Here is a 25,006-nt window from a genome sequence, read left to right as displayed (position 1 = left end):
TGATAGTGAAGATTCTGTAAAACATCGAGCAAACAGACAAACGACTTTTTAGCTAGGCATACATGAGTTTTTATCATGCATCTAAAGAGGATGAATTTGGCTTATACTTGGTATGTGCGATCTATGATTAAAACTCACTCATGGATGAGAATAAATCAGTTGAGCAAATTCCATGTGAATCACTAAGCTTTTAAGACTCACATGATCAGTTAACAGGTAGTTAACTGCGGTGCCGCATCCAAGGAGGAGTTATGCGTGCTACATCTGGGGTCTTTAAGGGACTCAATCCGACAGTCACCGTCATTTCCAAAATTTTGGTTTTAGTTTTTGTACTGTTTTGTGCTTTTCAAGCTGAACAGGCAGGTAAACTATTTGAACAAGTTTCAACTATTTTATTAAATAACGTTAAGTGGTTCTACGTTGGACTCCTGACGTTTGTCGTGGCTTTTTTACTGTATCTAATGGTTAGCCGTTTTGGTCTGATTCGTCTTGGAAAAGATGATGAAAAACCTGAGTTTAGCTTTGTAGCTTGGATTTCCATGCTGTTTTCAGGTGGTATGGGAATTGGTATTGTATTTTGGTCTGCAGCCGAACCTATGTGGCACTATGCGAGCAATCCATTTACGCCAAGTTTTAGCGATGAATCTGCCAGTATGGCAATGCAATTGACCTTCTTCCATTGGGGTTTACACCCGTGGTCAATCTTCTGTATTACAGCTTTAGCACTGGCTTACTTTTCATATCGAAAAGGTCTTCCATTCAGTTTACGTTCCATTTTATATCCCATCATTGGTGACCGTATTTACGGCCCAATCGGACATACCGTTGATATTTTAACGGTGGTGATAACCGCATTTGGTATTGCCCAAACCTTAGGAATGGGTGTGATCCAAATCAACTCTGGGTTAAATCAAGTTTTTGGTATATCCAACAGTCTAGGTGTTCAATTTTCAATCATTGCGATTTTATGTAGTATTGCAACCGTTTCGGTCATATTTGGTATCAATCGCGGGATGCAACGTATATCTGAACTTAATATGTTGTTGTCAGTATTGTTAATCATCATTTTACTGGCCATTGGCCCAACCCGTTATATTTTAAATACTTTACTCGAAACAACAGGGAATTATACGCAAAATATTATCGGGATGAGTCTTTGGAGCGATGCACAAAAAGATTCTGGTTGGCAAAATTGGTGGACTGCCTATTACTGGCCTTGGTGGATGACTTGGGGTCCTTTTGTCGGTATGTTCGTCGCCCGTATTTCTAAAGGTCGTACTATCCGAGAACTGATTGCTGGTGTGTTATTAGTTCCAACATTAATCACCGCCATCTGGATGTCGACCATTGGTGGCTCAGCACTAAAAATTGAACAGGATGCACGCCATCAATATGAAGCCCAAACAGCAGCTTTAGTTGAAGCTGGACAACCTGCTGCTCAAGCATTTGAAGGTGGTCCTATCGTCAAAGCAACTAAAGCAGACAATACCACAGCACTTTTCACCATGTTTGACAACATTGATCATGGTACCTTAGGTCAAGCCTTGAGTGTCATTGCATGTCTATTGTTAGCAACCTATTTCATCACCTCAGCCGATTGCGGAACCCATGTACTCTGTTTTCTTGATGCCGAAGGAGCAACAGATACACCAATAAAAATTAGAATTGTTTGGGGCGTGCTGATCGCTGTAATTGGTGCTGGACTGCTTTATGCAGGTGGATTAAAAGCCATGCAAACTGCCTCTATTATTGCAGGCTTTCCAATCTCAATTTTCATCGCCATCTTAAGTGTGACCTTATTTAAGTCTTTACGTCGTGAACCGCAAGCTTGGGCAATGATGCCAGAGCATGTTCGTCCTGATTTTTGTGATAAACCAGTTTCGACAGAGACTCAGGAGAGTCCCAGAATTATTGGACAATCCATCTCCGAAAAATAAGTCTCATCACAAATAAAAATAGGGATCTAAGATCCCTATTTTTATGCCTTTTATATAGCTTATTAGGTCAAACCTTTCTGCCCCACTTGTCCAGGCAATTGCTCTAATAACCATTGACGAAAATGTTTTACACTGGAAGGTATCACACCACGATCAAGCGGCTCTAACATACAAAAGCTCGCTGGTGTTCTTAAAACCGTATCTACAGGACGTACTAAAGATCCCGATTTTAAATAGTCATCAACTAATGACCCCCAAGCCAAAGCAAGACCATGTCCATTAATTGCTGCCTGTAATAACATCGGGTAGTTATTAATATTAATCCGATTTTTCGGCTTAACAATTGGGTAGTTCACCGATGTAAACCATTCATTCCAGTTAATCCAATCTTTTTGAGAATCATCTAGATATAATAAAGTTTTTTCAAAAATCTGTATTTGATTCTCGGTATCTTTGAATTGTTCTAAATAACTAGGGCTACAGACAGGAAATACCTCTTCAGGAAAAAGCATGGTGGCTTGCATACCCACAGGAGGAACTTTGCAATAAAACAAGGCTATATCAAAATCCATTTTATATAAATCTTGAATATTCTCTGTGGTCAAAATACGTAAATCTATTTCTTCACTTTGCTGAAATCCAGCAACTTTTGGCAATAACCATAAAGAAGCCATCGCATTTGTGGTCGCTACAGTAACTTGGCGATCACCTTGCCATTTCTTAATTTCGGCTGTCGCTTGAGCGATATTCAATAAAGAAGCGTAAATTGTTTGGTAAAACTGTGCTCCTGTCGGGCTTAATAAAATATTACGATTGGCACGAATAAATAGCTCTTTCCCTAAGTATTCTTCCAATTGTCTGATTTGTCGACTAATTGCACCTTGGGTAACATTAAGTTCATCAGCAGCTTTGGTAAAACTCAAATGACGGGCAGCGGCCTCGAAAACGATGAGACTATTCATCGGAGGAAGTGGCTTGATCTTCATGGACACTCCTGATTTGTCCCAAAAATTAATCCATTAACATAAAGTTTCAGGCAAGCAATCTATACTAAATTACTTGGATAAAACTTTGTTTAGATTCTCATAATTATAACAGGAACAAAAATGATAAAAACTATTGAATCCATGAGAAAAAGTCATACAAATTTAGGAATCACCAGGCTTATAAAGTTTAGATAGTGAACCACATGAGACAGCTTAAAGAGCCATTTACTACTTTTATGGTTACCGCGCTAATGTTCGATATGTTTTTGGTCAGGGTCACATCGATTTTTTATAGCAATCAACGTCTACCTCCCACATCAAACTTCTCAATCAACTGCCGAGTTTTCACCATTAAATTGGTTCAGACATTGTCTCTCGAATAGCTTCACTTTAAAGTTGGATAATCCTCTCATCTCTTGGTCTAGCTATAAGCTCATCCATATATAGATATAATCAATCTATAAAAAACATATGTATTCTCAAAAAAGATTTCACATAAAATTCACTATCCAAGACATATGCTTGAATTAAAAGTCAAAGTCAGCACTTTAAAATTTCAAAAGTGCACGAATACTTTCAAGGTTGCTTAAACATATTTTATCCAATACCAACATATAGGTGGGTTCTTCCGTGGCTATAGAATTTGTTTCCAAATCAAAGTTACCTACCGCTTTTGGTGATTTTGAAATTATAGCATTTCAGGATCAAAGTACGGGTGAAGAACATATTGCTCTTGTAAAAGGCATGTCTACTATTTCTGATCAACCTGTACTTGTTAGAATTCATTCGGAATGCTTAACAGGTGACGCTTTTGCCTCACTCAAATGTGATTGTGGTCCACAATTACACGCCACCATGAAAATGATCAATGATGTAGGCCAAGGTGTCATTTTATACCTACGCCAAGAGGGACGAGGCATAGGACTAACCAATAAAATTCGTGCCTACGCCCTTCAAGACCAAGGTCATGATACTCTTGATGCAAATTTATTATTAAATTTACCAGCAGATGCTCGTAAATATGACATGTGTTCCATTATGTTAGATTATTTAAAAATAAAAAATGTAAAACTCATTACGAACAACCCGCTTAAAATTAAATCTTTAACTGATTTAGGAATTAATGTTATTGAGCGCATTCCTTTAAAAGTTGGTTTAAATATTTTCAATAAAAATTATCTAGAAACCAAGCAAAAACGTATGTCGCATCTGTATGATAATAGTGATTTTTAAAAAGCGATCACTTTTCAGTAAAAAATCCAGATCAAACGTTCCCTCTCCCTTACGGGAGAGGATTTTAACCTCTGGTGGTTATTAAATTCACTTTAAACATACTGATGAAAGAAACGGGCTATTATTTATTTCCTTTAAGTATCTGCGAAAAAACTGTGACTTTTTCTAAAGTCGCCTTCATTCCCTTCTTAAAAAAAGTATCGACAAGTGCTGAACCGATAACAATCAAATCTACTTGATTGGCTAAGGCTTTAACATGGCTTTCATTTTTGATTCCAAAACCAATTGCAACAGGAATATTAAAAATAGGTTTGATTTCAGCAATTTTTTTCTCAAGATTAGACAGATTTAAGTCTCCTCCGGTTAAGCCATTTTCTGCAACATGATATAAAAAACCTGTCGCACGCGCTGAAATTTGCTCTAACCTTTCAACTGGAGTGGTCGGTGCTGTCATTGCAATGAAATGCATATTTTTTTCATTGAATTGCGCTTCAAATTTTTCTCGATATCCATATGGAGCATCTAAAATCAACACTCCATCTATAAGATTTTCTGTTTCAGCGACAAACGTATCGAAACCATATTGCATCATCGGATTTAAATAAGTCATGAAAATTATTGGTGTCTGGTCATCATGTAGCCTAATTGCTTGTACCAATTCAATGGTCTGTTTAACCGTTTGACCTGCACTTAATGCCCTAAGATGCGCTGCCTGAATGATCTCTCCATCTGCCACAGGATCTGAAAATGGAATGCCAACTTCAATAATGTCGGCTCCAGCTTGACCCAATTGGCTTAACAGACGACAACTTTCTGCAAAATTAGGATCCCCAGCAGTAAAGTAACAGACCAAACCACTTCGATTTTCCAATTTCAATTGCTCTAATTTTTGATCTAGACGGTTCATGCTGTCGCTCCTGCAAGATATTTTTTGACCGTATTTAAGTCTTTGTCCCCTCTGCCACTTAAATTGACAATAATGATCTGTTCTGGCTGCATTTCTTGAGCCAATTGAATCGCATACGCAATCGCATGCGAACTCTCAAGCGCGGGAATAATGCCCTCCTGCTGGCTTAAAAGCTGAAAGGCATTTACCGCTTGTTGATCGGTGATCGCCGTATATGTCACACGCCCAGTTTCAAACAGATGGCCATGTTCAGGACCAACACCAGGATAATCTAAGCCAGCTGATATAGAGTGCCCCTCTAAAATCTGCCCATCTAAATCTTGTAATAAATAGGTTAAATTGCCATGCAGTACACCAACTTGACCTTTGCAAATAGAGGCGGCATGTTCACCACTATGTGTTCCTTTTCCACCTGCCTCAACGCCAAACATTTTGACATTCAGGTCTTCTAGAAAAGGATGCATCAGCCCTAATGCATTTGATCCACCACCCACGCAAGCAACTAAAGCATCGGGCAGTTTATTTTCTTTGAGCAGGATTTGGTTTCTGGCTTCTAGACCAATAATTTTCTGAAATTCTCTCACCATCGTGGGATAAGGATGAGGACCTGCACCCGTACCCAACAGGTAATAGGTACTATCAACATGACGAATCCAGTCACGTAAGGCTTCATTCATCGCATCTTTTAAAGTCCCACGGCCTTGTTGAACACTTCTGACTTCGGCACCGAGTAATTTCATGCGTTCAACATTCATTTGTTGACGCTGAATGTCGGTTTCTCCCATAAAAATGGTACATTTCATCTTAAACAGTGCGCAAACAGTGGCTGTTGCAACACCATGTTGTCCAGCACCCGTTTCAGCAATAATTCTGGTTTTCCCCATAAATTTGGCCAATAAGATTTGCCCAACACAATTATTGATCTTATGTGCACCCGTATGGTTCAAATCTTCCCGCTTGAGATATATTCGAGCGCCACCTGCATAAGCTGTTAGATTTTTTGCATAAAAAAGAGGGCTAGGACGTCCCACAAAGTCCGTTAAAATCTGCTGATATTCAGCCCAAAATTCAGGTTTATGCCGAACAGTATTAAAGGCGTGTGCTAATTCTTGAAGTGCTGGCATTAAGCTTTCTGGCATGTAACATCCGCCAAATTTACCAAAAAATCCCAAGTCATCAGGACCATTACCTGTATAAGGGCTCGCCATCTCATATCTCTTGCTGTATCAAAACTTGCTTGATCTTAAAATATTTTCATTTTTCTGATAATTGATATATTTTGAGTTTATGCTGTTAGAAAATTTTACAACATGAAACGTAGAACATTACCGCCCCTCAATGCTTTAAAAGCATTTGAAGCAGTTGCCAGAAATAAAAGTTTCAGCTTAGCTGCGGAAGAACTGTGTGTCACCCATAGTGCGATTAGCCACCAAATAAAGCAGTTAGAAGAATGGTTAGATAAAAAATTATTTATTCGGCATTCCGCTACCATCTCTCTGACCACGGACGCAGAAGAATTATCTCTAGTTTGTACGCATCTTTTTAATCGATTAGAACAATGCATCTTTGAGTTAACCAATAAACCATCTGAGGTAGAAGTTGTGATCGGCGCCTCTCATAGTTTTATGGCAAATTGGCTAATTCCTCGATTAGAAAAGATCGAAATTATTTATCCCAATATCCATATCAAATTAATGACATGTAATGACTTAAAACTTTTGGAAAAAGAGAAGGTTGATATATTTATCAATAGCATCAGTGAAAACCACACGCTTCCCAACTTTGTGCATAAATATCTTTTATTTCCCGATAACATGGGGCCTATTTGTAATCGGGAAATAAATCCGCTTCATACAAAAAATGAGCTCTTAAATTATCCATTACTGCATACCCACTCCAATAAAAATGCATGGCATACATGGTTTGATCAGTCCAAAATAAACTTTTCCCCAAAAGCGAATGATCGTTATTTTGATCGTCTCAATTTAATGATAGAGGCTGCTGTATCTGGGTTAGGAATTGCCATAGCACCTGAAATGTTAGTAGAAAAAGAAATATTAAATGGAAGAGTGATTGCTCCTTTTGGTTTTATCTATTGTGACTATAATTTTTATGCCATGGTCAGAAAAAATAATGAAAATCGTGATGTCATGAATATTATTGATTGGTTAATGGCCGAAAAAAAAGGTTAAAAAATTAATCTTTGATTGCCAAAAATCTATGCAATACAACATGGTCTTTCGCTGATATCCTCATATTTTATTCACTTTAGCCGATCTAAAGGATGAGGATAAATATGAACATAGCGGGCAACTTATCTGGTATGACTTTAATGTTAAGTAAAAAAAACCGAACTGTAGAGAGAAGGTCCAGTTCGGCAAAAGGGTCGCAGATGCATACAATACTTTGAGTCAGTTTATGCCGGAATCAGCATAATGCCTCGTAATTTGAAAATACGCCTATGGTTCGGTTTTAGACTCTCGACCGACAGGTCCAGTCGCAGTACCTCGTCATTTCCTTGTGTAAACAACATATATTTTCAAGCTTTAGAAAAACGCTGAACTTCAGTTCGTGAATGCACTTTTCCTGATACTTGGATGATAAACAAATGACCTGTGAACTAAACGTGAAAATACGATGGCGAAATCCAATGATTGATGCTTCAGAAAATGCATTCCGCTTATCTTTGCTTCAAAGCCATTCTTTGGTGTCATCTGCTACAGGCGTTCCATGTATCACATGATTAATCATGGCATACGCAATACTGCCCTTAAAGGGAATCTCGGGTAAATTATCAAACTTGAAAAATTGAGCATCACTGAGTTCATTTTCCTGAATCTGGATCTCCCCTGCGTGATATTCTGCTTTGAATGCCATCATCAAATTGCTTGGAAATGGCCATGGCTGACTTGCAAGATATTGAATATTCCGAATCTGAAGCCCAACTTCTTCCAACGTTTCACGACGTACAGCGTCTTCCAAGGTTTCTCCTACTTCAACAAAACCTGCAATCAAACTGTACATCTGAGATTTGTTCCGTGCATTTTTCGCTAATAGAATTTCATTTTCACCCCGTGTGATGATGGTAATCACACAAGGATTAACACGCGGATATTGGTTGTAACCACAAGATGGACAGCACATGACATACTGACTAGGATGTTGAAAAGTTGCATGACCACATTGACTGCAAAAGCGGTGATTACGATGCCATTCTAATAACTGTACTGCACGGCTAGCTTCTGCAAATTCGTTTTGGTTCCACACTTGTACCAGTTGTCGGATCGGAATCAACTGATAACCTTCTGGCACTGGCTCATCCTGTTTTAAATCCCGCGCAATGATCTTGCCATTTTCTAACAGATTCAGATCATGCTGAAGACGTTCTACCTGCGGTAATTGAAAATATTCATCTACCAGTAATTTCTGCTCTCTAAAAATATACGCTTTTGAATGTATGCTCATACGACCCTCAGATTAAAAAAAATCCCATACTGAAACGTGTATGGGATGAAACCAAGGAAGCTTACATGGAGTAACTTCAAGAAGAATACTAGGCACTAACCGTCAGAATTACAATCATAATAATTTGTATCTTTTTGATTAAAATCACAAAATTTTCACACCACCTATGAAGCTAATAGCCTTACCTTTCAAGAATCCCAACCAGTTTTTAAATGTTCTGATTGCTATTTCTCTACCTTTATAAATGCTGAGATTTAGCCGATGTGTGAATAGCCACTAATTTTGTAGACATCTTTTAGTTAGATAAAATGGCTAATTAACGAGGTGCTTATGAACAGTGTAGCGGACATTCCAATATTTTTGACCTTTAGTCGTAATAATCAGCGATAAGCCATGAGAATCTGATAGCCGATATTGCTTGTCTTTCGGTTGAGCTTTTCTACATTCTGCATCTGTAAGAGACATGACAATTTACCCTTATTTAAACTAAAACTAATTGGGTAAATTTTGCCAATTTTTACCCACATAAAGCAAAAATAGGGTCAAATCGCTTAGGACAGTATCGGACAATACAGCCAATAAAAAAGCCCTTAAACATTGAGTTTAAAGGCTTTTATATATTCCGATGGATTACTTCGGAAAGAATTTTGGTGGAGGTGGCGGGAGTTGAACCCGCGTCCGCCAGCACTACGCTCGAGAATACTACATGCTTAGATATCGTCTACTGTTTTAACTCTTTGTGACCCGACGAACAGGGTACAAATCGCGATCCTTTTAATTTAGTACGAAACCCCAAGGCTTGATTTCATACGGACTTGTGTGCGTGCGCTTCAGTCGGACTCTCTAACCACAAGTATTCGGAGAGGCGGACAAGCTGCCCTTAGGCAGCTAGAGCGTATGATTCGTCGTTTGCGACTATTAAAATGCAAATTTTATTTACGAGAGAAAATGCGCTCTCGGCATGCATCTATGAGTTTCATCACCAGCGTCGAAGCCAGAAACACCCCCAAAGTACGCCACAATCATAGCATAAATATCGAAAATTACGAGGTAATTTCACAGTATTTACAGAACTGACTGCGTTCTATTACATTATTGCGGTAATCTTTCATATTTCAAGAGTTAAAAAATAAAAACATGAGCTATTTACTTGCACTTGATCAAGGAACCACCTCCAGTCGGGCTATAATTTTTGACGAACATGGAAAAATTTACGCAACAGCTCAACGTGAAACACAAATTCGCACCCCACACTCAGGTTGGGTCGAACAAGATGCTCAAGAAATTTGGAGCACGCAGATTGCCGTCGTGCAACAAGCCATTGCTTCTGCTCATTTGCTTGCCAAAGACATTCAAGCCATTGGCGTGACCAATCAACGTGAAACCACCGTTGTCTGGGATAAACGCACCGGTATTCCTCTAGCACCTGCCATTGTCTGGCAAGACCGCCGTGCCATAGACTGGTGTGAACAACTGGCCAAACGGAACCTGTTAGCCACTATTCATAAAAAAACAGGGCTAAGAATCGACCCTTATTTTAGTGCGGGTAAACTGGTCTGGTTATTGGAAAATGTCGATGGTTTAAGGACCCTTGCAGAACAAGGTCATGTGGCTTTTGGCACCATTGATAGCTGGTTGGTCTGGAACTTGACCCGTGGTGCCGAACATGTGATTGAAGCCAGTAATGCATCCCGTACCATGCTCATGAATTTGGCCACACAACAGTGGGATGACGAATTATTAGAATTATTTAATATTCCTGTCTCTGTGCTGCCAACCATTATTTCCTCTGACCGCTATATTGCCAATACCGCTCCAGGCTTATTGGGTGCAGAAATCCCGATTGCAGGCATATTAGGAGATCAGCAATCTGCCCTATTTGGTCAGTCTTGTTTTGAGGCGGGTACGGCCAAAAATACCTATGGCACAGGCTGTTTCATGCTGTTTAATACGGGCAATCAAATTCAATACAGCCAAAACCAATTGCTCACCACACTGGCTTGGCAATGCCAAGAACACAATACCTTTGCCCTCGAAGGCAGTGTATTTATGGCGGGGGCGATTGTGCAATGGCTTCGCGATGGTTTGGGGATCATTCATCATAGCTCTGAGGTGGAAAAACTGGCTTGCCAAGTACAAGATTCGGATGGTGTAGTGCTTGTCCCTGCCTTTACTGGACTTGGTGCGCCACATTGGGACAGCAATGCCCGCGCCTTACTGTGCGGTATGTCACGCGGTACCAGCAAAGCCCATATAGCTCGGGCAGCCTTGGAGTCCATTGCCTTTCAGGTTTCTGATGTTTTAAATGCCATGCAAGCAGATATCACTCAACCGCTCAAAGAATTAAGGGTAGATGGAGGGGCCAGTCAGAATGATATGCTGATGCAGTTCCAAGCCGACATGCTGAATGTCCCTGTATTACGTCCCAAGATGCTGGAATCAACGGCATGGGGTGCAGCGGCCATGGCTGGATTGAAGATGGGCGTATTTTCCAATGTCTCTGAAATTGCTGAATCTTGGCAACTGGATCGTATTTTTGAACCGCAAATGTCTGAAGATCAGCGCCAGCAACACCTACAACAATGGAAAACCGCACTGAAACGGGCAAAATCTGAAATCTAAATTAAAAAAACACCGCCCTTTGGCGGTGTTTTTTTAAACTTAATGGCTAGGTCCAGTCACTTTAGTTTTCGGTTTTGGTGCAAGCCAAATGATTAAACTGGCCACCACAAACACCAAGGTCAGAATTAGGAAGACATGATCGACCGACATGGTCATGGCTTCCTTATCCACCAGATTTGAAATTACACCCAAGCTGGTTTCATGGCTCATGCCATTTTGCAATAAAGTCGCCTGTACTTCTGTCGGATGTAAGTTAGAGACCATCTCACTACGCGCCACTTTGGCATGATCATCCCAAATGGTCACGGCTATGGATGCCCCGATGGCGCCTGCCATGGTTCTTAAAAAGTTCATTAAGCCCGCAGCCGAAGCCATCTCTTGAGTTAAGACTGAGCCTAAGGCAATGTTCGACAAGGGAATAAAGAAAAATGGCACAGCAAAGCCCTGTAGGATTTGTGGCATCGCCAAGGTCATAAAATCAGCATCGGTAATCCAGAAAGCCCGCATCAGGGTTACAACACCCATCAACATTAAGCCAAAACTGGCCAAAGCTCGCTGATCATATTTGGTCGACAGCTTTGCCACCACAGGCGACATGGTCAGACTACCAAAGCCCATGGTCGCAGTGAGATAACCCGCCCACGTCGCGGTATACGCCAGATTGACCTGTACCCATTGCGGAATCAGTACAATACTGCTAAAGAAGCCACCAAAGGCAAATGCCAGTGACAAGACCGCAATGGTAAAGCCCCGATATCGAAAAATCGCAATGTTAACGATGGGGTGCTCTTCGGTCAGTTCCCAAATAATAAACGCTATCAGACCGACAATAGTAATGACCGCCAACAGGCAAATAAAGCTGCTGTTGAACCAGTCATTTTCATGCCCTAGGTCAAGCATGAGTTGCAAGGCACCAATCCAAATCACCAGCAAGCCCAGACCAACCGCATCAATCGGAAGTCGGAATTTATCGGTTTCAGCGGGTTTCAAAAGTCGAATCGCCGCCAAGGCACACACAATTCCCACGGGAATATTGATAAAGAAAATCCAGTGCCATGACCAGTTGTCACTAATCGACCCACCTAAAATTGGTCCTAAAATGGGTCCAACCACAGTGGTCATTGCCCACATACCCATCGCTTGCGATTGTTTTTCCGGTGGGAAAATCCGCATCAGGAGCGTCTGGCTGAGTGGCATGATTGGGCCGCCAAACAGTCCCTGTCCAATCCGGCAGAACACCAGCATTTCCAAACTGGTGGAAAGACCACACAACACAGAAAAGGTGGTAAAGCCAATTAAACTGATTATAAAAAGCCTGACCGTACCAAAACGCCCAGCCAACCAGCCTGTTAAGGGAACACAAATCGCTTCGGCCACAGCATAGGAGGTAATCACCCATGTGCCCTGTGAGCTGGAAACTGCCAAACTGCCTGTAATATGCGGGACCGAGACATTGGCGATGGTCATATCCAGCACCACCATAAAATTTGCCAATGCCAATACAAAGGCAGCCAGCATCAAGCGGCCACCTTGTAAATCACCAAAAGGACGATATGGGTTCATGAGAAATTACTTCACAGAACGTAAATCAATTTTGGCTTCCATCGACAGGCCGACACGTAACGGATATTTTGCCAACTCTTGCGGATCTAGAGCAATACGAACAGGCAAACGCTGCACCACTTTAATCCAGTTCCCTGTGGCATTTTGGGCAGGAATCAACGCAAACGCTGCACCTGTACCACCAGAAAAACCTTGTACAGTGCCGTGAAATTCCACCGCATCGCCATATAAATCGGATGACAAGGTCACTTTTTGCCCTGCTCGAACTTTCTCTAGCTGGCTTTCTTTAAAGTTAGCATCCACATACAGTTGTGACACTGGCACCACCATCATCATGACTGTGCCTGGTGCAACGCGTTGTCCCACCTGAATATTACGGCGCGTGACCACGCCATCTAAGGGGGCTTTAATCTGGGTACGTTCCAAATCAAGCAAAGCTTGCTTTAATTTGGTTTCTGCAATTAACACATCTGGAGTCGAATTCTCATCGCTGTCTTGAATTAAGGCATCATTCGCAGCAAGGGTACTTTGTGCTGCCTTTTGATTGGAGATGGCCTGAGCCAAAGCCGCTTTGTTTACCGCAAGCCCCGCTTTGGCATTGTCGACGGCAATCTGTGCGGTGCTTAATTCCTCTTTGGAAATTGCTCCTGAAGCACTCAGTTGATGACGACGCTGCAATTCTTTTTCTGCTTTGCCTAAATCGACCTGTGCTTTTTGCACTTGCGCTTCGGCACTATGAATCCCATCATCACTCACAAAGACTTGCGAATTTAAGGCGCTACTGTTGGCACGGGTTTGTTTGTATTGACGCTTGGCTTTGGCTAATTCGGCTTGTGCAGCCGCCACCGCAATGGTTGCATCTCGATCATCAATTTGTACCAGCACATCGCCCTGCTTGACCTGTTGAGTGTCTTTCACCAAAACCTTTTGCACCTGCCCATTGACCATTGAGGTAATCGATGCCGTTTCGGCACCAACATAAGCATTTTCGGTACTGACATAGTGATTCAACAGAAGTGCCCAAATCGCATATACCACCGCAATAATCACAAGGATCAGCCCAAACACCGAGAAGGCTTTTTTGCGTTTTGCCTGCATATTGGCATGCGTCGATTGTGATGGAGTTGTTGAGGCTTCTGTCATCGTTTATTCCTTACACCAGACAGACTTGGTCACCACAAAATCCACAAATCACCACATTTTTTTCAGTATTTTTAAAATGCAGGAATTGTGTCGATGAGAAAGTCATTTCTTTAATTCATATTTGGCTAGGAATATTAAATAAAAAAATCACATTATGAGAATTATTTTTTAGACTGATCGGTTTATTAATTGATTAAACCCGCCATATCATGACGGGTTCTCGATCATCTTTTATTCATGACATGCAAAGAAATATTTTACTTTTCAATTACTTTAAAAAGCATAAGACGCGATGGCTGTCGCAATGGCTTTATCTTCATCGTTAACCAAAGTCATACGCATGGTGCAGCCTTTACGACCTAAACGTAAAGTTTCTGCACGAGCAATAAAGAATTTGCCGCGACCTGGTGACAAATAATCTACTCGCATATCTACGGTGGCCAAGCGTGTCACTTTTTTAATGGTCTCAGGCAAATGCTCAGGTTCAGCGCGTTTGTACAATTCACCCATCGCAACAATCCCCCCGACGCTATCCAGTAGCGTTGCTGCAACACCGCCATGCAAAATTTGAAAGGCCATATTACCAATCATGTGTGGCTGCATTTCAATATAGCCTTCAATCTGCTGATCCACCACGCGCATGGTCATACTATTATGAGAGAAAAAAGGAGAATGGTTAAAGGTATGACACAACTGTTCCAATACCAGATCAAGATCAACTTTTGCGCCCAAGTGAATGCCCCCCGTCCATTTCTTTTCCATATCGCTCATAATTTACTCGAACACCTTAAATTTAGAAAAAACGACCGCATTTTGCCCCAAAAGTTACGGGATAGGTCTACAATACTGCCTAGTTTAATACTGATCAGTGAGATTGTTATGACTTATACGTTCAATCGTCCAGCATTTCCTGCCACTCGTATGCGTCGTATTCGAAAAAATGACCAACTACGTGCCATGGTTCGAGAAACTCAACTCACTACCGATCATTTGATTTATCCCGTATTTGTACTGCCAGGACAAAATCAAACCCAAGATATTCCGAGCATGCCGAATGTCCAACGTCTCTCGGCAGACCTCTTATTAAAAAAAGCAGAAACCTTACTCGAACTGGGTGTGTCTAAACTGGCATTGTTCCCTGTAACCCCACAAGAAGACAAAAGCTTAACGGCTGAAGCCGCATGGCGTGAAGATGGTTTAGTCCAAAACACAGTGCGCTTACTCAAAAAAGAACTGCCAGAAATGGTGTTGATTACCGATGGTGCCCTTGATCCTTATACCACGCATGGTCAGGATGGCATTATTGATGACACAGGCTATGTGCTCAATGATGAAACGGTAGAATGTTTAATTAAACAAGCGCTCAGTCATGCTGAAGCGGGTGCCGATGTGGTCGCACCGAGTGACATGATGGACGGCCGTATTGGCGCCATCCGCCAAGCACTTGAAGCCAACGGTCATATTTATACCAATATCATGGCGTATTCAGCCAAATATGCTTCAAGTTTTTATGGTCCATTCCGCGATGCCGTAGGTTCTGCCAGCAACTTGAAAGGTGGCAATAAATATAATTACCAAATGGATATTGGCAACCGCGCCGAAGCCTTACATGAAATTGCACTGGATATTCAAGAAGGTGCTGATATGGTGATTGTCAAACCAGGTATGCCCTATTTAGACATCGTCCGTGAAGTTAAAGATACCTTTGGTATTCCTACTTTTGTGTATCAGGTCAGTGGTGAATATGCCATGTTGGCAGGCGCGATTCAAAATGGCTGGTTATCCGATCAGGTCATTATCGAATCCCTCATGAGCTGCCGCCGTGCAGGTGCTGATGGCATCTGGACCTACTTTGCCGAAGAGGCTGCACGCAAACTCAAAGCCATGAACTAATTCACATCGAATCCTTATGAATATCGTCATCATTGGTGCAGGCATCAGCGGTTTATTGTCTGCTTTGGAACTGGTCGAACAAGGTTGCCAAGTCAGCATTTATAACCAGACTTATGCCGGTCAAGCCTCTTGGGCCGGTGGTGGTATTCTCTCTCCGATGTATCCTTGGCGTTATCCACAAGCCGTGAATAGCTTGGCCCAACATGGCAAAGCCCTGTATCAAACTTGGAATGAAAAATTACAGCCGATTACCGGCATTGATTTTCAAATCCATGAAACTGGTATGCTGATTTTCGATGAAGCCGATTTTGAAGTCGGTCTCAATTATAAAACCCAGTTTCAAGAACCGATGCAGCATTGCGAATATTTGCAGCGTGAGCATTTAGAACAGGTCAATCCGCATATCGCCGAGCAATTCCAGCACGCCATCTATTTTCCTGAAATTGCCAATATCAGAAATCCGCGCCTGTTGCAGTCGATTCGACGCTATTTAGAATTGCATCCCAAGGTGAATTTTTTCGATCAAACCCCGATTGAAAAGTTTCATGTTCAAGATGACCAAGTGCAATACGTAGAAACCGCAGCTGGACAAAAAGTCTATGCCGATCAATTTGTGCTTGCCACGGGCGCGTGGTCGGGTTTATGGTCGGAGCAACTCGGTTTAGAACTTCCTGTTCGTCCGATCCAAGGTCAAATGGCATTGATTCAAGCCCCTGCACACTGGTTGCCGACCATGTGTATGAATCAGGTGATGTATCTCATTCCGCGCATAGATGGTCATATTGTCTGTGGTTCTAGCATGCAGGATTGTGGCTTTAATGCCGAAACGTCCGAGCAGATTCAGCAAAATATTTTAGCGGCTGCTTATGAAATGGTGCCAGAGCTAGCCCAGTTCCCTGTGGTACAACAATGGGCCGGTTTGCGCCCAAGTTCATCTGAAGGCATTCCTTATATTGGTCAGTTACCACATCTAAAAAATGTCTGGCTGAATCTGGGTCATTTTAGAAATGGCTTATGCATGGGGCCAGCATCGGCACAATTGTTACGTCAGCTGATGTTGAAACAGCCGACCTTCATTAATGCGCAGGCTTATGCTCCTGCTCAATTCTTCAGGGTTGTGCCGCAACCGTGTTAAGCCCTTAAAGCAAATTTTGCAGGGCTTCTTTTAGCGTCGGAAATTCAAACTCGAATCCCGCCTGCTGCAAAGCTTGAGGTTGTACAAACTGACCATTTAAAATCAGTTGCGATTGCTCCCCCAGCAAGTTTTTAAATACCCAAGCCGGTAAACTTAACATAGGATGCCGCTTTAACAGTAAGGCCGCGGTTTGAGCAAATTGGCACTGCCTAACTTTTTCGGGTGCCACCACATTAAATATTTTTTGTTCTGTGTTTTGGGTAAGAATAAATTCCATGGCGCGAAGCACATCTTGCATATGCACCCAGACCACAGGTTGCCGACCATGACCAATTTTCCCCACCAAATTCCACTTAATGGGAAATAACATTTGCGGCAAAATTCCACCACCACGCCCAAACACCACACCTAAACGCATAATTTTGGTGTTTTGCGTCGAATCCGCGAGAGCCGCCTGTTCCCATTGCTGGCACAACTGGGACATGAAGATCGATTGCCCCTGCGTGCTTTCAGTGCACACTTGCTGCCATTGTTCCGTAGCATCAATACCGTAATAGCCCACGGCTGAACCCGAAAGAATACATTTAGGGAAAATTTGCTGACTGTGTAAATAGCGATAGAGTTTCTGCGTGGTTTGAACACGGCTTTGTATCAGCTTCTGTTTGCGCTGCTCAGTCCAGCGCCCCTGAGCAATGCTTTCACCCGCCAAATTAATCACATAATCAATCGACGGGTTTTGTAGTTCCTCGAATTGCTGGATCCAGCTTAAATCAGGATGGCTGCGCGTTTGCGGTTTCCGCGAAACCCCAATCACTTGATAATCGCGTGCCAATAAATAAGGCACCAGATTTGAGCCTATGAATCCTGAAGCCCCGGTAATCAACACCACTGGTTTGTACATAAAACAATCTCATGGTCAGATGTTTAATCTATAGAATAGAATCCGCACAAATACAAGCCATACTCTGTTAACCAAACATTTTTGTTGCCATCCGTTGTGCCTGTGCTCCATAAAACCAATAGGTCAGCACATACAGGGGGATCGCAATCAACAAGAACATGATGATGACCACGGCCATAAACTGCGGTTGTTGCAGATAGAGCAACAAGTCTTGCCAAATGGTTGGATTGCTGCGTGAAAAGAAATAAATTCCGCCCAGTAGGCCTAACAAATTATAGCCCCAAAAAATCAGGCTAAAGCCGAGCGTAAAACGCTTACGTTCGCTTTGCGTCGGAGCACGTTTTTGTTGTTTCAGGAATTTAAATAACACCCAAATCATTGCCACCAAATAAGGTACAGCGGTTAGGATTCCCCCCATGCCTCGCGGCATCAGCGCTGCGACTACACCGCAAATACAGGTAAACACAAAGCACAGGACAAAAAACCAAATAAAATATCGACGGAGTGGTATCATCAACTCAGCTCTAAAAGGGGCAAAAAACCATTATAAAAAAAAAATCAGTTTTTTTTAATTTTCTTGTCAACCAATTCAAACTTGTTCGCGTTAATAAGGGTACAAGGTTCGAAACCGTCAATTTGTACCGGCATCCACAATATTTTCGGCGACCTTCTACCAAAAGCAACAAGCTTGGCGTTATGGTTCAATTTTTAAAACAGCAGCTTAAAAATTGAAAGCATACACCGTTTCTTGACCGACGATTTCATCATCACTCGAATCGTCGGTCTTTATTTTTCAGAAGAATAAAAATGGAATCACGACCATGCAAGCAATGGTTTATTTTGAAATCCAATCCTCTCATCCTGCACGTGATATTCAGTTTTACCACGCGATTTTTGGCTGGAACTTCACAAAAGTGGAAGGTCTACCGATTGAATATTATCAAATTGAAACGGCAAATTTGCATGGCGGCTTATTAAAACGACCCGTCGCTGTTCCGCCGCCCCATTGCGGCACCAATGCCTTTACCTGTTCCATTCAGGTTGAGGACTTTGATACAACTGCTGCAAAAATCTTGGAATTAGGTGGACAAGTTGCCATGCCCAAATTTGCCATTCCCAATAAATGCTGGCAAGGCTATTTTCTCGACCCCGATCATAATACTTTTGGCTTGGTTCAACTCGATCCAAATGCTGTTTAAAATTGTATTTTCTTGCGACTGAAGCTGTCGCTTTAAATGTCTACAGCACATGTAGTGCTGCAAAATATGCTAAGTTATACGAGGCATTTTTATACTTTGAAATCACATGACTGTTCGCTTTTTTCATACATCTGACTGGCATTTAGGGCAATTCTTTTACAACCATTCCCGTCAGTACGAGCATGAACAATTCCTTGCGTGGCTCATCGATCAAATCAAAATTCAGCAACCGCATGCATTGCTCATTGCAGGTGATATTTTTGATGTCATTAATCCTGCATCGAGCGCACAAAAGCAGCTCTACCAGTTTTTAGCCGATGCTCATGCGGTGGCTCCGCACATGCAAACGCTTATAATTGCCGGTAATCATGATTCGGGCTATCGCATTGAACAAGTCGAACCGCTGCTGTCGAAATACAATGCCAAAGCGGTTGGGGTCATTCACAAAAATGCCGAAGGTCAACTAGACCTCAATCGCCTGCTCATTCCCATTGTTGATGAGCAGCAACAAATTGTCGCTTGGTGCTTGAGTCTGCCCTTTTTACGTCCTGCTGAAATTACTGGTATTAATGAACAGAGCAGTGACAGTCAAGAAGCCATTGCACATTTACATCAGCAGCTGATTGCAGTAGCCAAAGCCCATAAAACACCTGATCAAGCCCTGATTCTAATGTCACATGCCCACATGCAAGGCGCTGAAACATCAGATTCAGAACGCCCGATTATCATAGGCAATGAAGAAGCCCTTTCAACCGCATTATTTGATGAGGTGATTGATTATGTGGCTCTAGGACATTTGCATAAACCGCAAAAAGTGGGGCAAGAACATATTCGCTATAGTGGCTCTCCCATTCCCCTGTCCTTTAGTGAAGTCAATTACAAGCATCAGGTCTTAGAGATCACGATCGATCCTAAGCTTGAAGCTTCAGCCCGCTTGCAACTGAAGGTATTGCCAATCCCGCGCAGTATTGCCTTACACCGTATTCGCGGTGAGATGAATGACGTCTTACAGCAACTTAAAAATTTAGCCCCTGGTGAAATTGAAAATATTGACCAACGAGAATATGTCGATATTGAATACCATAGCCTAACCCCTCCACCACCCAATTTACGTCAGCAGTTTGAGCAGGCTTTACCTGAGGGACGTTATCGTCTGGTGCGGATTTCCCGCCAATATTTAGCCTCAGAACAAGATGCTTCAAATGCACAGACCATACAGCTTGAGCCACCTACGCCAGCACAACTGTTCCAAACAGTCTGGGAAAAGCAAGGTTATAGCGCAGATGATGCTGTGTTCAGTGACTTTATGAGTTTGGTACAAGATGCGGAAAAAGCATTAGAAGAAGAACAAAACAGTTAAAGGTTTGCCATGAAAATTTTATCTATTCGCATTAAAAATCTAGCCTCTCTGGCTGGCGAACACCTGATCGATTTTGATGCGGAACCTTTAGCCAGTGCTGGCTTAATCGCCATTGTGGGTAAAACCGGCGCAGGAAAATCGACCATTCTAGATGCCATGTGCTTGGCCCTGTTTAACAAAATTCCGCGCCTAAAAGAAAGCGATGGTAAATTGCTCGACAGTGATGGTTCGGAGTTACTGACCAATTCCCCCCTCACCGTATTGCGTCGTGGTTCGGGACATGGTTTTGCCGAGCTGTGTTTTATCGCCCAAGACCAAAAGCGTTATTTGGCACGTTGGGAAGTGAAACGCGCACGTGAAAGTGCCACAGGCAAACTGCAAAATGTACAACGCTATTTAAAATGTTTAAGCGATGATGTGGTGATCGCAGACAAAACCAAAGCGGTAGACAGTGCTATTCAACAGATTACCCAGCTGAGTTTTGAACAATTTACCCGTGCAGTGTTGTTGGCACAGTCTGAAGTGACGGCTTTTTTAAAAGCACGGGATAATGAGCGTGGCGAGTTATTGGAATACCTGACCAATTCCAGTATTTTTGGCAAGATTGGACAATTGGCTTATGAAAAAACCAAAACCATCGCGGCACAGCGCAAAGAACTAGAAAATGTTTTAGGGCATCTTGAACTGCTCTCGGAAGAAGAACTTGCAGAACTTCGTCGCCAATTCACCGTAGCACAACAAACGGTTCAACACCTCGAACAAGAAAAACTTCAACATACGCAACAACAGCAATGGTTTGAGCAACTGCATAAATTCGAGCAAGAGATTGCACTTAAACAACAACAGCATCTGACACAACAACAAGCCCATGCGGCTTTAGCACCAGACCGCCAACGTCTGACCCAACTTGAAACCTTCTCTGGCATACGTCCTGTGGTATTTCAACAACAGCAAATACTGCATACGCTGCAACAACTCACACCCAAAATTCAACAGCAACAACAGAACTTTACCACTCTATCGACCCAGTTCGATCAAGAGAAAAATCACTTTCAGCAAGCTGACACCGCACTTACTCAGTTCCAAACTTTTGAAGTAGAGCATCAACAAGAACTGGCTGAAGTACGTAAATACGTGCAAGAACGAGACTATATCGCTGATGAATATAAGAAAACCAAAGGTCGTCTACAGGAATTAGACGCTCAGCAACAGCCGCTACTCAAACAGCAACAGCAGTTAGAACAACAACTGCAACAATTGGATGCCCAGCAACAGACCTATGCTGCACAATTGCACAACAGCCATCACTTTGCACCCTTAGATAAGAGCTTAAACGCACATCTTCAGCAATTGCATCAGTTTATTCAGCATTATCAAAAAGTCGAAAATACCCTAGGCAATCTGCAACAAGCTCAGCAACAGCGTGATCAAGATACCTTGCAGCTGCAAAAATTAATGGCACAGTTTGGGACAACGGCTCAAATTGAAATGCAACAAGCGCAGTGTCAGAAAAATAAAGAGCAGCTACAGCTTCAACTCAATCAACTGGATAGCATTCAGCAAAAGCTCCAGCAATGGTTTACTTTAAATCATGAAATACTCGGTCTTAATGGCAAATTACACACCATTCAACAGCAGCACCAACACGCGGAACAGCAAGCTCAACAAGCAGAATTAAAATTCCAATCTGCTCAAAGTGAACGTGAAAAATTGCAAACCTTCTTGCAACAACAACGCTTACTGCATGCCGATAATATTGAACATTTACGCGCTGAACTAAAATCAGGCGAAGCCTGCCTTGTTTGCGGCAGTACAGAGCATCCTTATCGCGAGGATGAAAATCTGGTATCGAAGGCTTTGTATGAGTTGCAACAGCAACAAGAACAGCAAGCCATGCAGCAGGAACAGCAATGCCTACAACTTTGGCAAACGGCTCAACAACAATTTATACAACTGAGTACTGAGCAGACGCAATTGCAACAGTCCTTGCAGCAGGCTCATGTAAAAACTGAACTTCAGCGTAAAGAATTGCAGCAGCATTTAACGCAATCGGAACTATGTTTAGATTTAGATCAAACTCAAAAGCAAATCTTAGCGACACTTCAAGCGCAGATTGTAGAAACCACTCAACACAAACAGCAAGATGAGTTGGACTTAGAACAATTGAATCAGGCCCATAAAGATCAATTGCATTTAACCCAGAAAGTTCAACAGATTTCCCATCAATTGGAATCTGTACAGCAGTGGCAACAGCACATTCAGCAGATTATGGATTGCCTATCTGCACATGAAAACGCCATGTGGCTGGAACAGCCACTGACCGCTGCACAAAAAACGTTGCAGCATTTGCAGCAACGTGCACAACAGCTTGAACAGGTTGAAGCGTTAAGCAAACAACAGGAGCATTCAGCACAACAACTGCAAGTACTAAAAACCCATCTCAGCAACCTTCAGTCACAACGTCATGCGTTGCTACAGCAACTACAAGAAGTGGAAGCCAAAGGGAAACACAATACCGAAGCCGCGCATCAACTCATTGTACAAATGAACGGGGCTACCGAACTGAAAGCCACTGAATGGCTGCAGCAGCATGATCAGCAGCGTCAACAGTTACAGCAACACTATCAACAACTCAAGCAGAGCTTTGAACAGGCACGTCAAAATTTTGAACAGCAGAAAAATGCACTGGAACAATTGCAAGCACAACAACAGCAACAGCAACAAGCCCTTGATCAGGTTCAAACTGACATCAACACATGGTTAACTCAGCACAGTGATTTTACAGAACTCCAATTAACCGAGCTTCTTGCGATTTCTTCAATACAAGAACAACAGTTGCGCCTGAGTGTACAACAAGCGGATCGTCTGTTAAATGAAGCCGCTTATGCCTTGACGACATTACAAAACCAATGGCAGCAGCATCTACAACAGCAACCACAAATCACTTATGCACAATTGCTCCAGTTAATTTCAGCCAACGTAGAACAATTACAGCAACAGACTGAACAACGCGATCAATTAAAACTCAAACTGGAACTGCATCAGCAAAATTTAGCCAAGCAACAGCAATTCGCCACCCAAATTCAGCAAATTCAGCAGCAAGAACATCGCTGGGCAAAAATTTCCAGCTTGATGGGCGATGCAACGGGGAAAAAATTCCGTGATTTGGCACAACAATATCATTTAGATATTTTAATTGAATATGCGAACCAGCAACTGGCACAGCTATCGCAACGCTATACTTTAAAGCGCTTGGACAATTCGCTCAGTCTAGCCATTATTGATCATGATATGGATGGTGAAACGCGTTCGGTGGCTTCGCTTTCGGGGGGAGAATCGTTCCTGACTTCACTTGCCCTGTCTTTGGCGATTGCCAATATGGCTGCAGGCTCCATGAAAATTGAATCGCTATTTATCGACGAAGGCTTTGGAACCTTAGATGCCTCGTCACTGCATATGGTAATGAACGCCTTTGACCAATTACAAAATCAGGGACGTAAGGTGGTACTCATTTCCCATATCCAAGAAATGCACGAACGGATTCCAGTGCAGATTCAGGTTCAGCCAATGGGTTCAGGTGCAAGCCGTATTCAAATTGTGTCTTAAACAGGCGACATCAATTGATGAGCAATCAACTTTAAACACACAATAAAAAAGGCTTCATTTTGAAGCCTTTTTACTTTCAAGAAGGTCATTAAGTTACATTACTTTTTACGTAATGCATCCTGACATTCTTGATCACTGCAGTAGCCATACAGATTGAGTGAGTGACCCGTTAAGGTAAAACCATGTTTTTCAGCCACGGTATGCTGTTCATGTTCAATAACTTCGTTAGTAAATTCAACAACTTTGTTACAGTTTTGGCAAACCAAGTGGTCGTGGTGATCTTCTTGCATAATTTCAAAAACAGAGTGATTGTTTTCAAAATGATGGCGCTGAATAATGCCAGCAGCTTCGAATTGCGTTAACACGCGATACACAGTTGCTAAACCGACATCTTCACCCTGTTCGAGTAAAGTCTTGTAAATATCTTCCGCACTTAAATGATGCTGTTTTGAATTTTCTAATAATTCTAATATTTTAATTCGTGGAAGTGTAACTTTAAGTCCAGCTTTGCGTAAGTCTTGGTTTGAAATAGGCATGAAAAAAGGTCTCTCTCAACAAATTTAAAGTTGGAATATGCAACAAAGTTAAGATGCAGTATGATCTATCCTTGGATCAAATGCATCAAAATTAATTTGGGATAGTGTAGCAAAATGCAAAAAATCATGTTGACGTTATTCGTCACTTCACTGCTCGCGGGCTGTTCGACCTTGGGCGTTTATAAAGTAGATATTCCTCAAGGAACACCATTAACCCAAGCCCAAGCGTCCAAAATCCAAGTCGGCATGAGTCACCAACAAGTGCGTTTTTTACTGGGTAGTCCAACCGTTGCAGATCCATTAAATCCATATCGATGGGACTACATCTACAATTATATCCCAGGAACTTATGCTAAAAAAGCCAAGATTCCGGCAGCACATGGTCAACATTTGAAAATTTACTTCGATCAAAATGGCATTGTGAACAAAATTGAAGGTTTAGAAACCATTCCAGAATCACAACCTGGTTTACCAGGATCGAAAGAAGCAATTTTAACTGCGCCCCCACTATAGACACTTT

General features: G+C 42.1%; 20 protein-coding genes, 1 other RNA gene and 1 pseudogene. 10 read left to right on the top strand and 12 right to left on the bottom strand.

Annotated features, from left to right (window positions below; genetic code table 11):
* Window positions 1-251 precede the first annotated feature (251 nt).
* On the top strand, window positions 252-1,937 hold the full coding sequence (locus AC6CHI_RS00230; RefSeq protein ID WP_498118994.1) for a BCCT family transporter: 1,686 nt from the start codon (window positions 252-254) through the stop codon (window positions 1,935-1,937).
* Window positions 1,938-1,999: 62 nt separating this feature from the next.
* On the opposite strand, the gene AC6CHI_RS00225 is transcribed toward AC6CHI_RS00230, so the two are convergent.
* Window positions 2,000-2,923: a LysR substrate-binding domain-containing protein gene (locus AC6CHI_RS00225; protein WP_458891039.1), complete on the bottom strand. Its 924-nt coding sequence runs from the start codon at window positions 2,921-2,923 to the stop codon at window positions 2,000-2,002.
* Between the two features lie 630 nt (window positions 2,924-3,553).
* Between AC6CHI_RS00225 and ribA the strand changes: the two genes are divergently transcribed.
* On the top strand, window positions 3,554-4,156 hold the full coding sequence (ribA, locus tag AC6CHI_RS00220; protein WP_498118993.1) for a GTP cyclohydrolase II: 603 nt from the start codon (window positions 3,554-3,556) through the stop codon (window positions 4,154-4,156).
* A 121-nt stretch (window positions 4,157-4,277) separates the two neighbouring features.
* Here ribA and trpA read toward each other — a convergent pair whose 3' ends face one another.
* Together trpA and trpB are read right to left on the bottom strand one after the other, a co-directional pair.
* The gene (gene trpA / locus AC6CHI_RS00215; RefSeq protein ID WP_498118992.1) at window positions 4,278-5,063 is read right to left on the bottom strand and encodes a tryptophan synthase subunit alpha; all 786 of its coding nucleotides are present in this window, start codon (window positions 5,061-5,063) and stop codon (window positions 4,278-4,280) included.
* Window positions 5,060-6,271: a tryptophan synthase subunit beta gene (gene trpB / locus AC6CHI_RS00210; RefSeq protein WP_498118991.1), complete on the bottom strand. Its 1,212-nt coding sequence runs from the start codon at window positions 6,269-6,271 to the stop codon at window positions 5,060-5,062. Before trpB ends, trpA begins: the two co-directional genes overlap by 4 nt.
* Before the next feature lie 102 nt (window positions 6,272-6,373).
* On the opposite strand from trpB, the gene AC6CHI_RS00205 reads away from it, so the two are divergent.
* Window positions 6,374-7,255, top strand: coding sequence for a LysR family transcriptional regulator (locus AC6CHI_RS00205; protein WP_498118990.1), 882 nt, complete (start codon window positions 6,374-6,376; stop codon window positions 7,253-7,255).
* Window positions 7,256-7,754: 499 nt separating this feature from the next.
* On the opposite strand, the gene nudC is transcribed toward AC6CHI_RS00205, so the two are convergent.
* From nudC to ssrA, 3 genes and pseudogenes are all read right to left on the bottom strand, one after another.
* A complete protein-coding gene (nudC, locus tag AC6CHI_RS00200; RefSeq protein ID WP_498118989.1) occupies window positions 7,755-8,528 on the bottom strand; it encodes an NAD(+) diphosphatase in 774 nt (257 codons plus the stop codon).
* Between the two features lie 330 nt (window positions 8,529-8,858).
* Window positions 8,859-8,993, bottom strand: a pseudogene (locus tag AC6CHI_RS00195) (Arm DNA-binding domain-containing protein); the annotation flags it as partial.
* Window positions 8,994-9,176: 183 nt separating this feature from the next.
* Window positions 9,177-9,536: a transfer-messenger RNA gene (gene ssrA / locus AC6CHI_RS00190) on the bottom strand.
* A 129-nt stretch (window positions 9,537-9,665) separates the two neighbouring features.
* Here ssrA and glpK point away from each other — a divergent pair.
* Window positions 9,666-11,150, top strand: a complete 1,485-nt coding sequence (glpK, locus tag AC6CHI_RS00185; protein ID WP_498118988.1) for a glycerol kinase GlpK — start codon at window positions 9,666-9,668, stop codon at window positions 11,148-11,150.
* Window positions 11,151-11,189: 39 nt separating this feature from the next.
* Here the strand turns inward: glpK and AC6CHI_RS00180 are convergent, their stop codons facing one another.
* The 3 genes from AC6CHI_RS00180 to AC6CHI_RS00170 all read right to left on the bottom strand — a co-directional run bounded on the left by AC6CHI_RS00180 (window position 11,190) and on the right by AC6CHI_RS00170 (window position 14,627).
* A complete protein-coding gene (locus AC6CHI_RS00180; protein ID WP_498118987.1) occupies window positions 11,190-12,713 on the bottom strand; it encodes a DHA2 family efflux MFS transporter permease subunit in 1,524 nt (507 codons plus the stop codon).
* Window positions 12,714-12,719: 6 nt separating this feature from the next.
* Window positions 12,720-13,856 (bottom strand): HlyD family secretion protein, encoded by a 1,137-nt coding sequence (locus tag AC6CHI_RS00175; RefSeq protein WP_498118986.1) that lies wholly within the window; start codon window positions 13,854-13,856, stop codon window positions 12,720-12,722.
* A 273-nt stretch (window positions 13,857-14,129) separates the two neighbouring features.
* Window positions 14,130-14,627, bottom strand: a complete 498-nt coding sequence (locus AC6CHI_RS00170; RefSeq protein ID WP_498118985.1) for a thioesterase family protein — start codon at window positions 14,625-14,627, stop codon at window positions 14,130-14,132.
* A gap of 108 nt (window positions 14,628-14,735) precedes the next feature.
* Between AC6CHI_RS00170 and hemB the strand changes: the two genes are divergently transcribed.
* The gene (hemB, locus tag AC6CHI_RS00165; RefSeq protein ID WP_498118984.1) at window positions 14,736-15,749 is read left to right on the top strand and encodes a porphobilinogen synthase; all 1,014 of its coding nucleotides are present in this window, start codon (window positions 14,736-14,738) and stop codon (window positions 15,747-15,749) included.
* 16 nt (window positions 15,750-15,765) lie between these two features.
* On the top strand, window positions 15,766-16,884 hold the full coding sequence (locus AC6CHI_RS00160; protein WP_498118983.1) for an NAD(P)/FAD-dependent oxidoreductase: 1,119 nt from the start codon (window positions 15,766-15,768) through the stop codon (window positions 16,882-16,884).
* A 4-nt stretch (window positions 16,885-16,888) separates the two neighbouring features.
* On the opposite strand, the gene AC6CHI_RS00155 is transcribed toward AC6CHI_RS00160, so the two are convergent.
* Window positions 16,889-17,785 carry a TIGR01777 family oxidoreductase gene (locus AC6CHI_RS00155; RefSeq protein ID WP_498118982.1) on the bottom strand — a complete coding sequence of 299 codons (897 nt, stop codon included), beginning with the start codon at window positions 17,783-17,785 and terminating at the stop codon, window positions 16,889-16,891.
* Window positions 17,786-17,852: 67 nt separating this feature from the next.
* On the bottom strand, window positions 17,853-18,299 hold the full coding sequence (locus tag AC6CHI_RS00150) for an ABZJ_00895 family protein (RefSeq protein ID WP_498118981.1): 447 nt from the start codon (window positions 18,297-18,299) through the stop codon (window positions 17,853-17,855).
* Between the two features lie 307 nt (window positions 18,300-18,606).
* Here AC6CHI_RS00150 and AC6CHI_RS00145 point away from each other — a divergent pair, with 307 nt between their 5' ends.
* The 3 genes from AC6CHI_RS00145 (at window position 18,607) to AC6CHI_RS00135 (ending at window position 23,950) form a co-directional block, all read left to right on the top strand.
* Window positions 18,607-18,984, top strand: coding sequence for a VOC family protein (locus AC6CHI_RS00145; protein ID WP_498118980.1), 378 nt, complete (start codon window positions 18,607-18,609; stop codon window positions 18,982-18,984).
* Between the two features lie 106 nt (window positions 18,985-19,090).
* The gene (locus AC6CHI_RS00140) at window positions 19,091-20,344 is read left to right on the top strand and encodes an exonuclease SbcCD subunit D C-terminal domain-containing protein (protein ID WP_498118979.1); all 1,254 of its coding nucleotides are present in this window, start codon (window positions 19,091-19,093) and stop codon (window positions 20,342-20,344) included.
* 9 nt (window positions 20,345-20,353) lie between these two features.
* Window positions 20,354-23,950 carry an AAA family ATPase gene (locus AC6CHI_RS00135; RefSeq protein WP_498118978.1) on the top strand — a complete coding sequence of 1,199 codons (3,597 nt, stop codon included), beginning with the start codon at window positions 20,354-20,356 and terminating at the stop codon, window positions 23,948-23,950.
* Window positions 23,951-24,048: 98 nt separating this feature from the next.
* On the opposite strand, the gene fur is transcribed toward AC6CHI_RS00135, so the two are convergent.
* Window positions 24,049-24,486: a ferric iron uptake transcriptional regulator gene (gene fur / locus AC6CHI_RS00130; protein WP_458891075.1), complete on the bottom strand. Its 438-nt coding sequence runs from the start codon at window positions 24,484-24,486 to the stop codon at window positions 24,049-24,051.
* A gap of 114 nt (window positions 24,487-24,600) precedes the next feature.
* On the opposite strand from fur, the gene AC6CHI_RS00125 reads away from it, so the two are divergent.
* Window positions 24,601-24,999 carry an outer membrane protein assembly factor BamE gene (locus tag AC6CHI_RS00125; RefSeq protein ID WP_458891076.1) on the top strand — a complete coding sequence of 133 codons (399 nt, stop codon included), beginning with the start codon at window positions 24,601-24,603 and terminating at the stop codon, window positions 24,997-24,999.
* Window positions 25,000-25,006: the final 7 nt, after the last annotated feature.

The sequence above is a fragment of the Acinetobacter sp. GQ146 genome (assembly GCF_059758585.1).
Note: the sequence above shows the minus strand (reverse complement) of the source record. Positions and strands in the feature narration are given on the sequence as shown.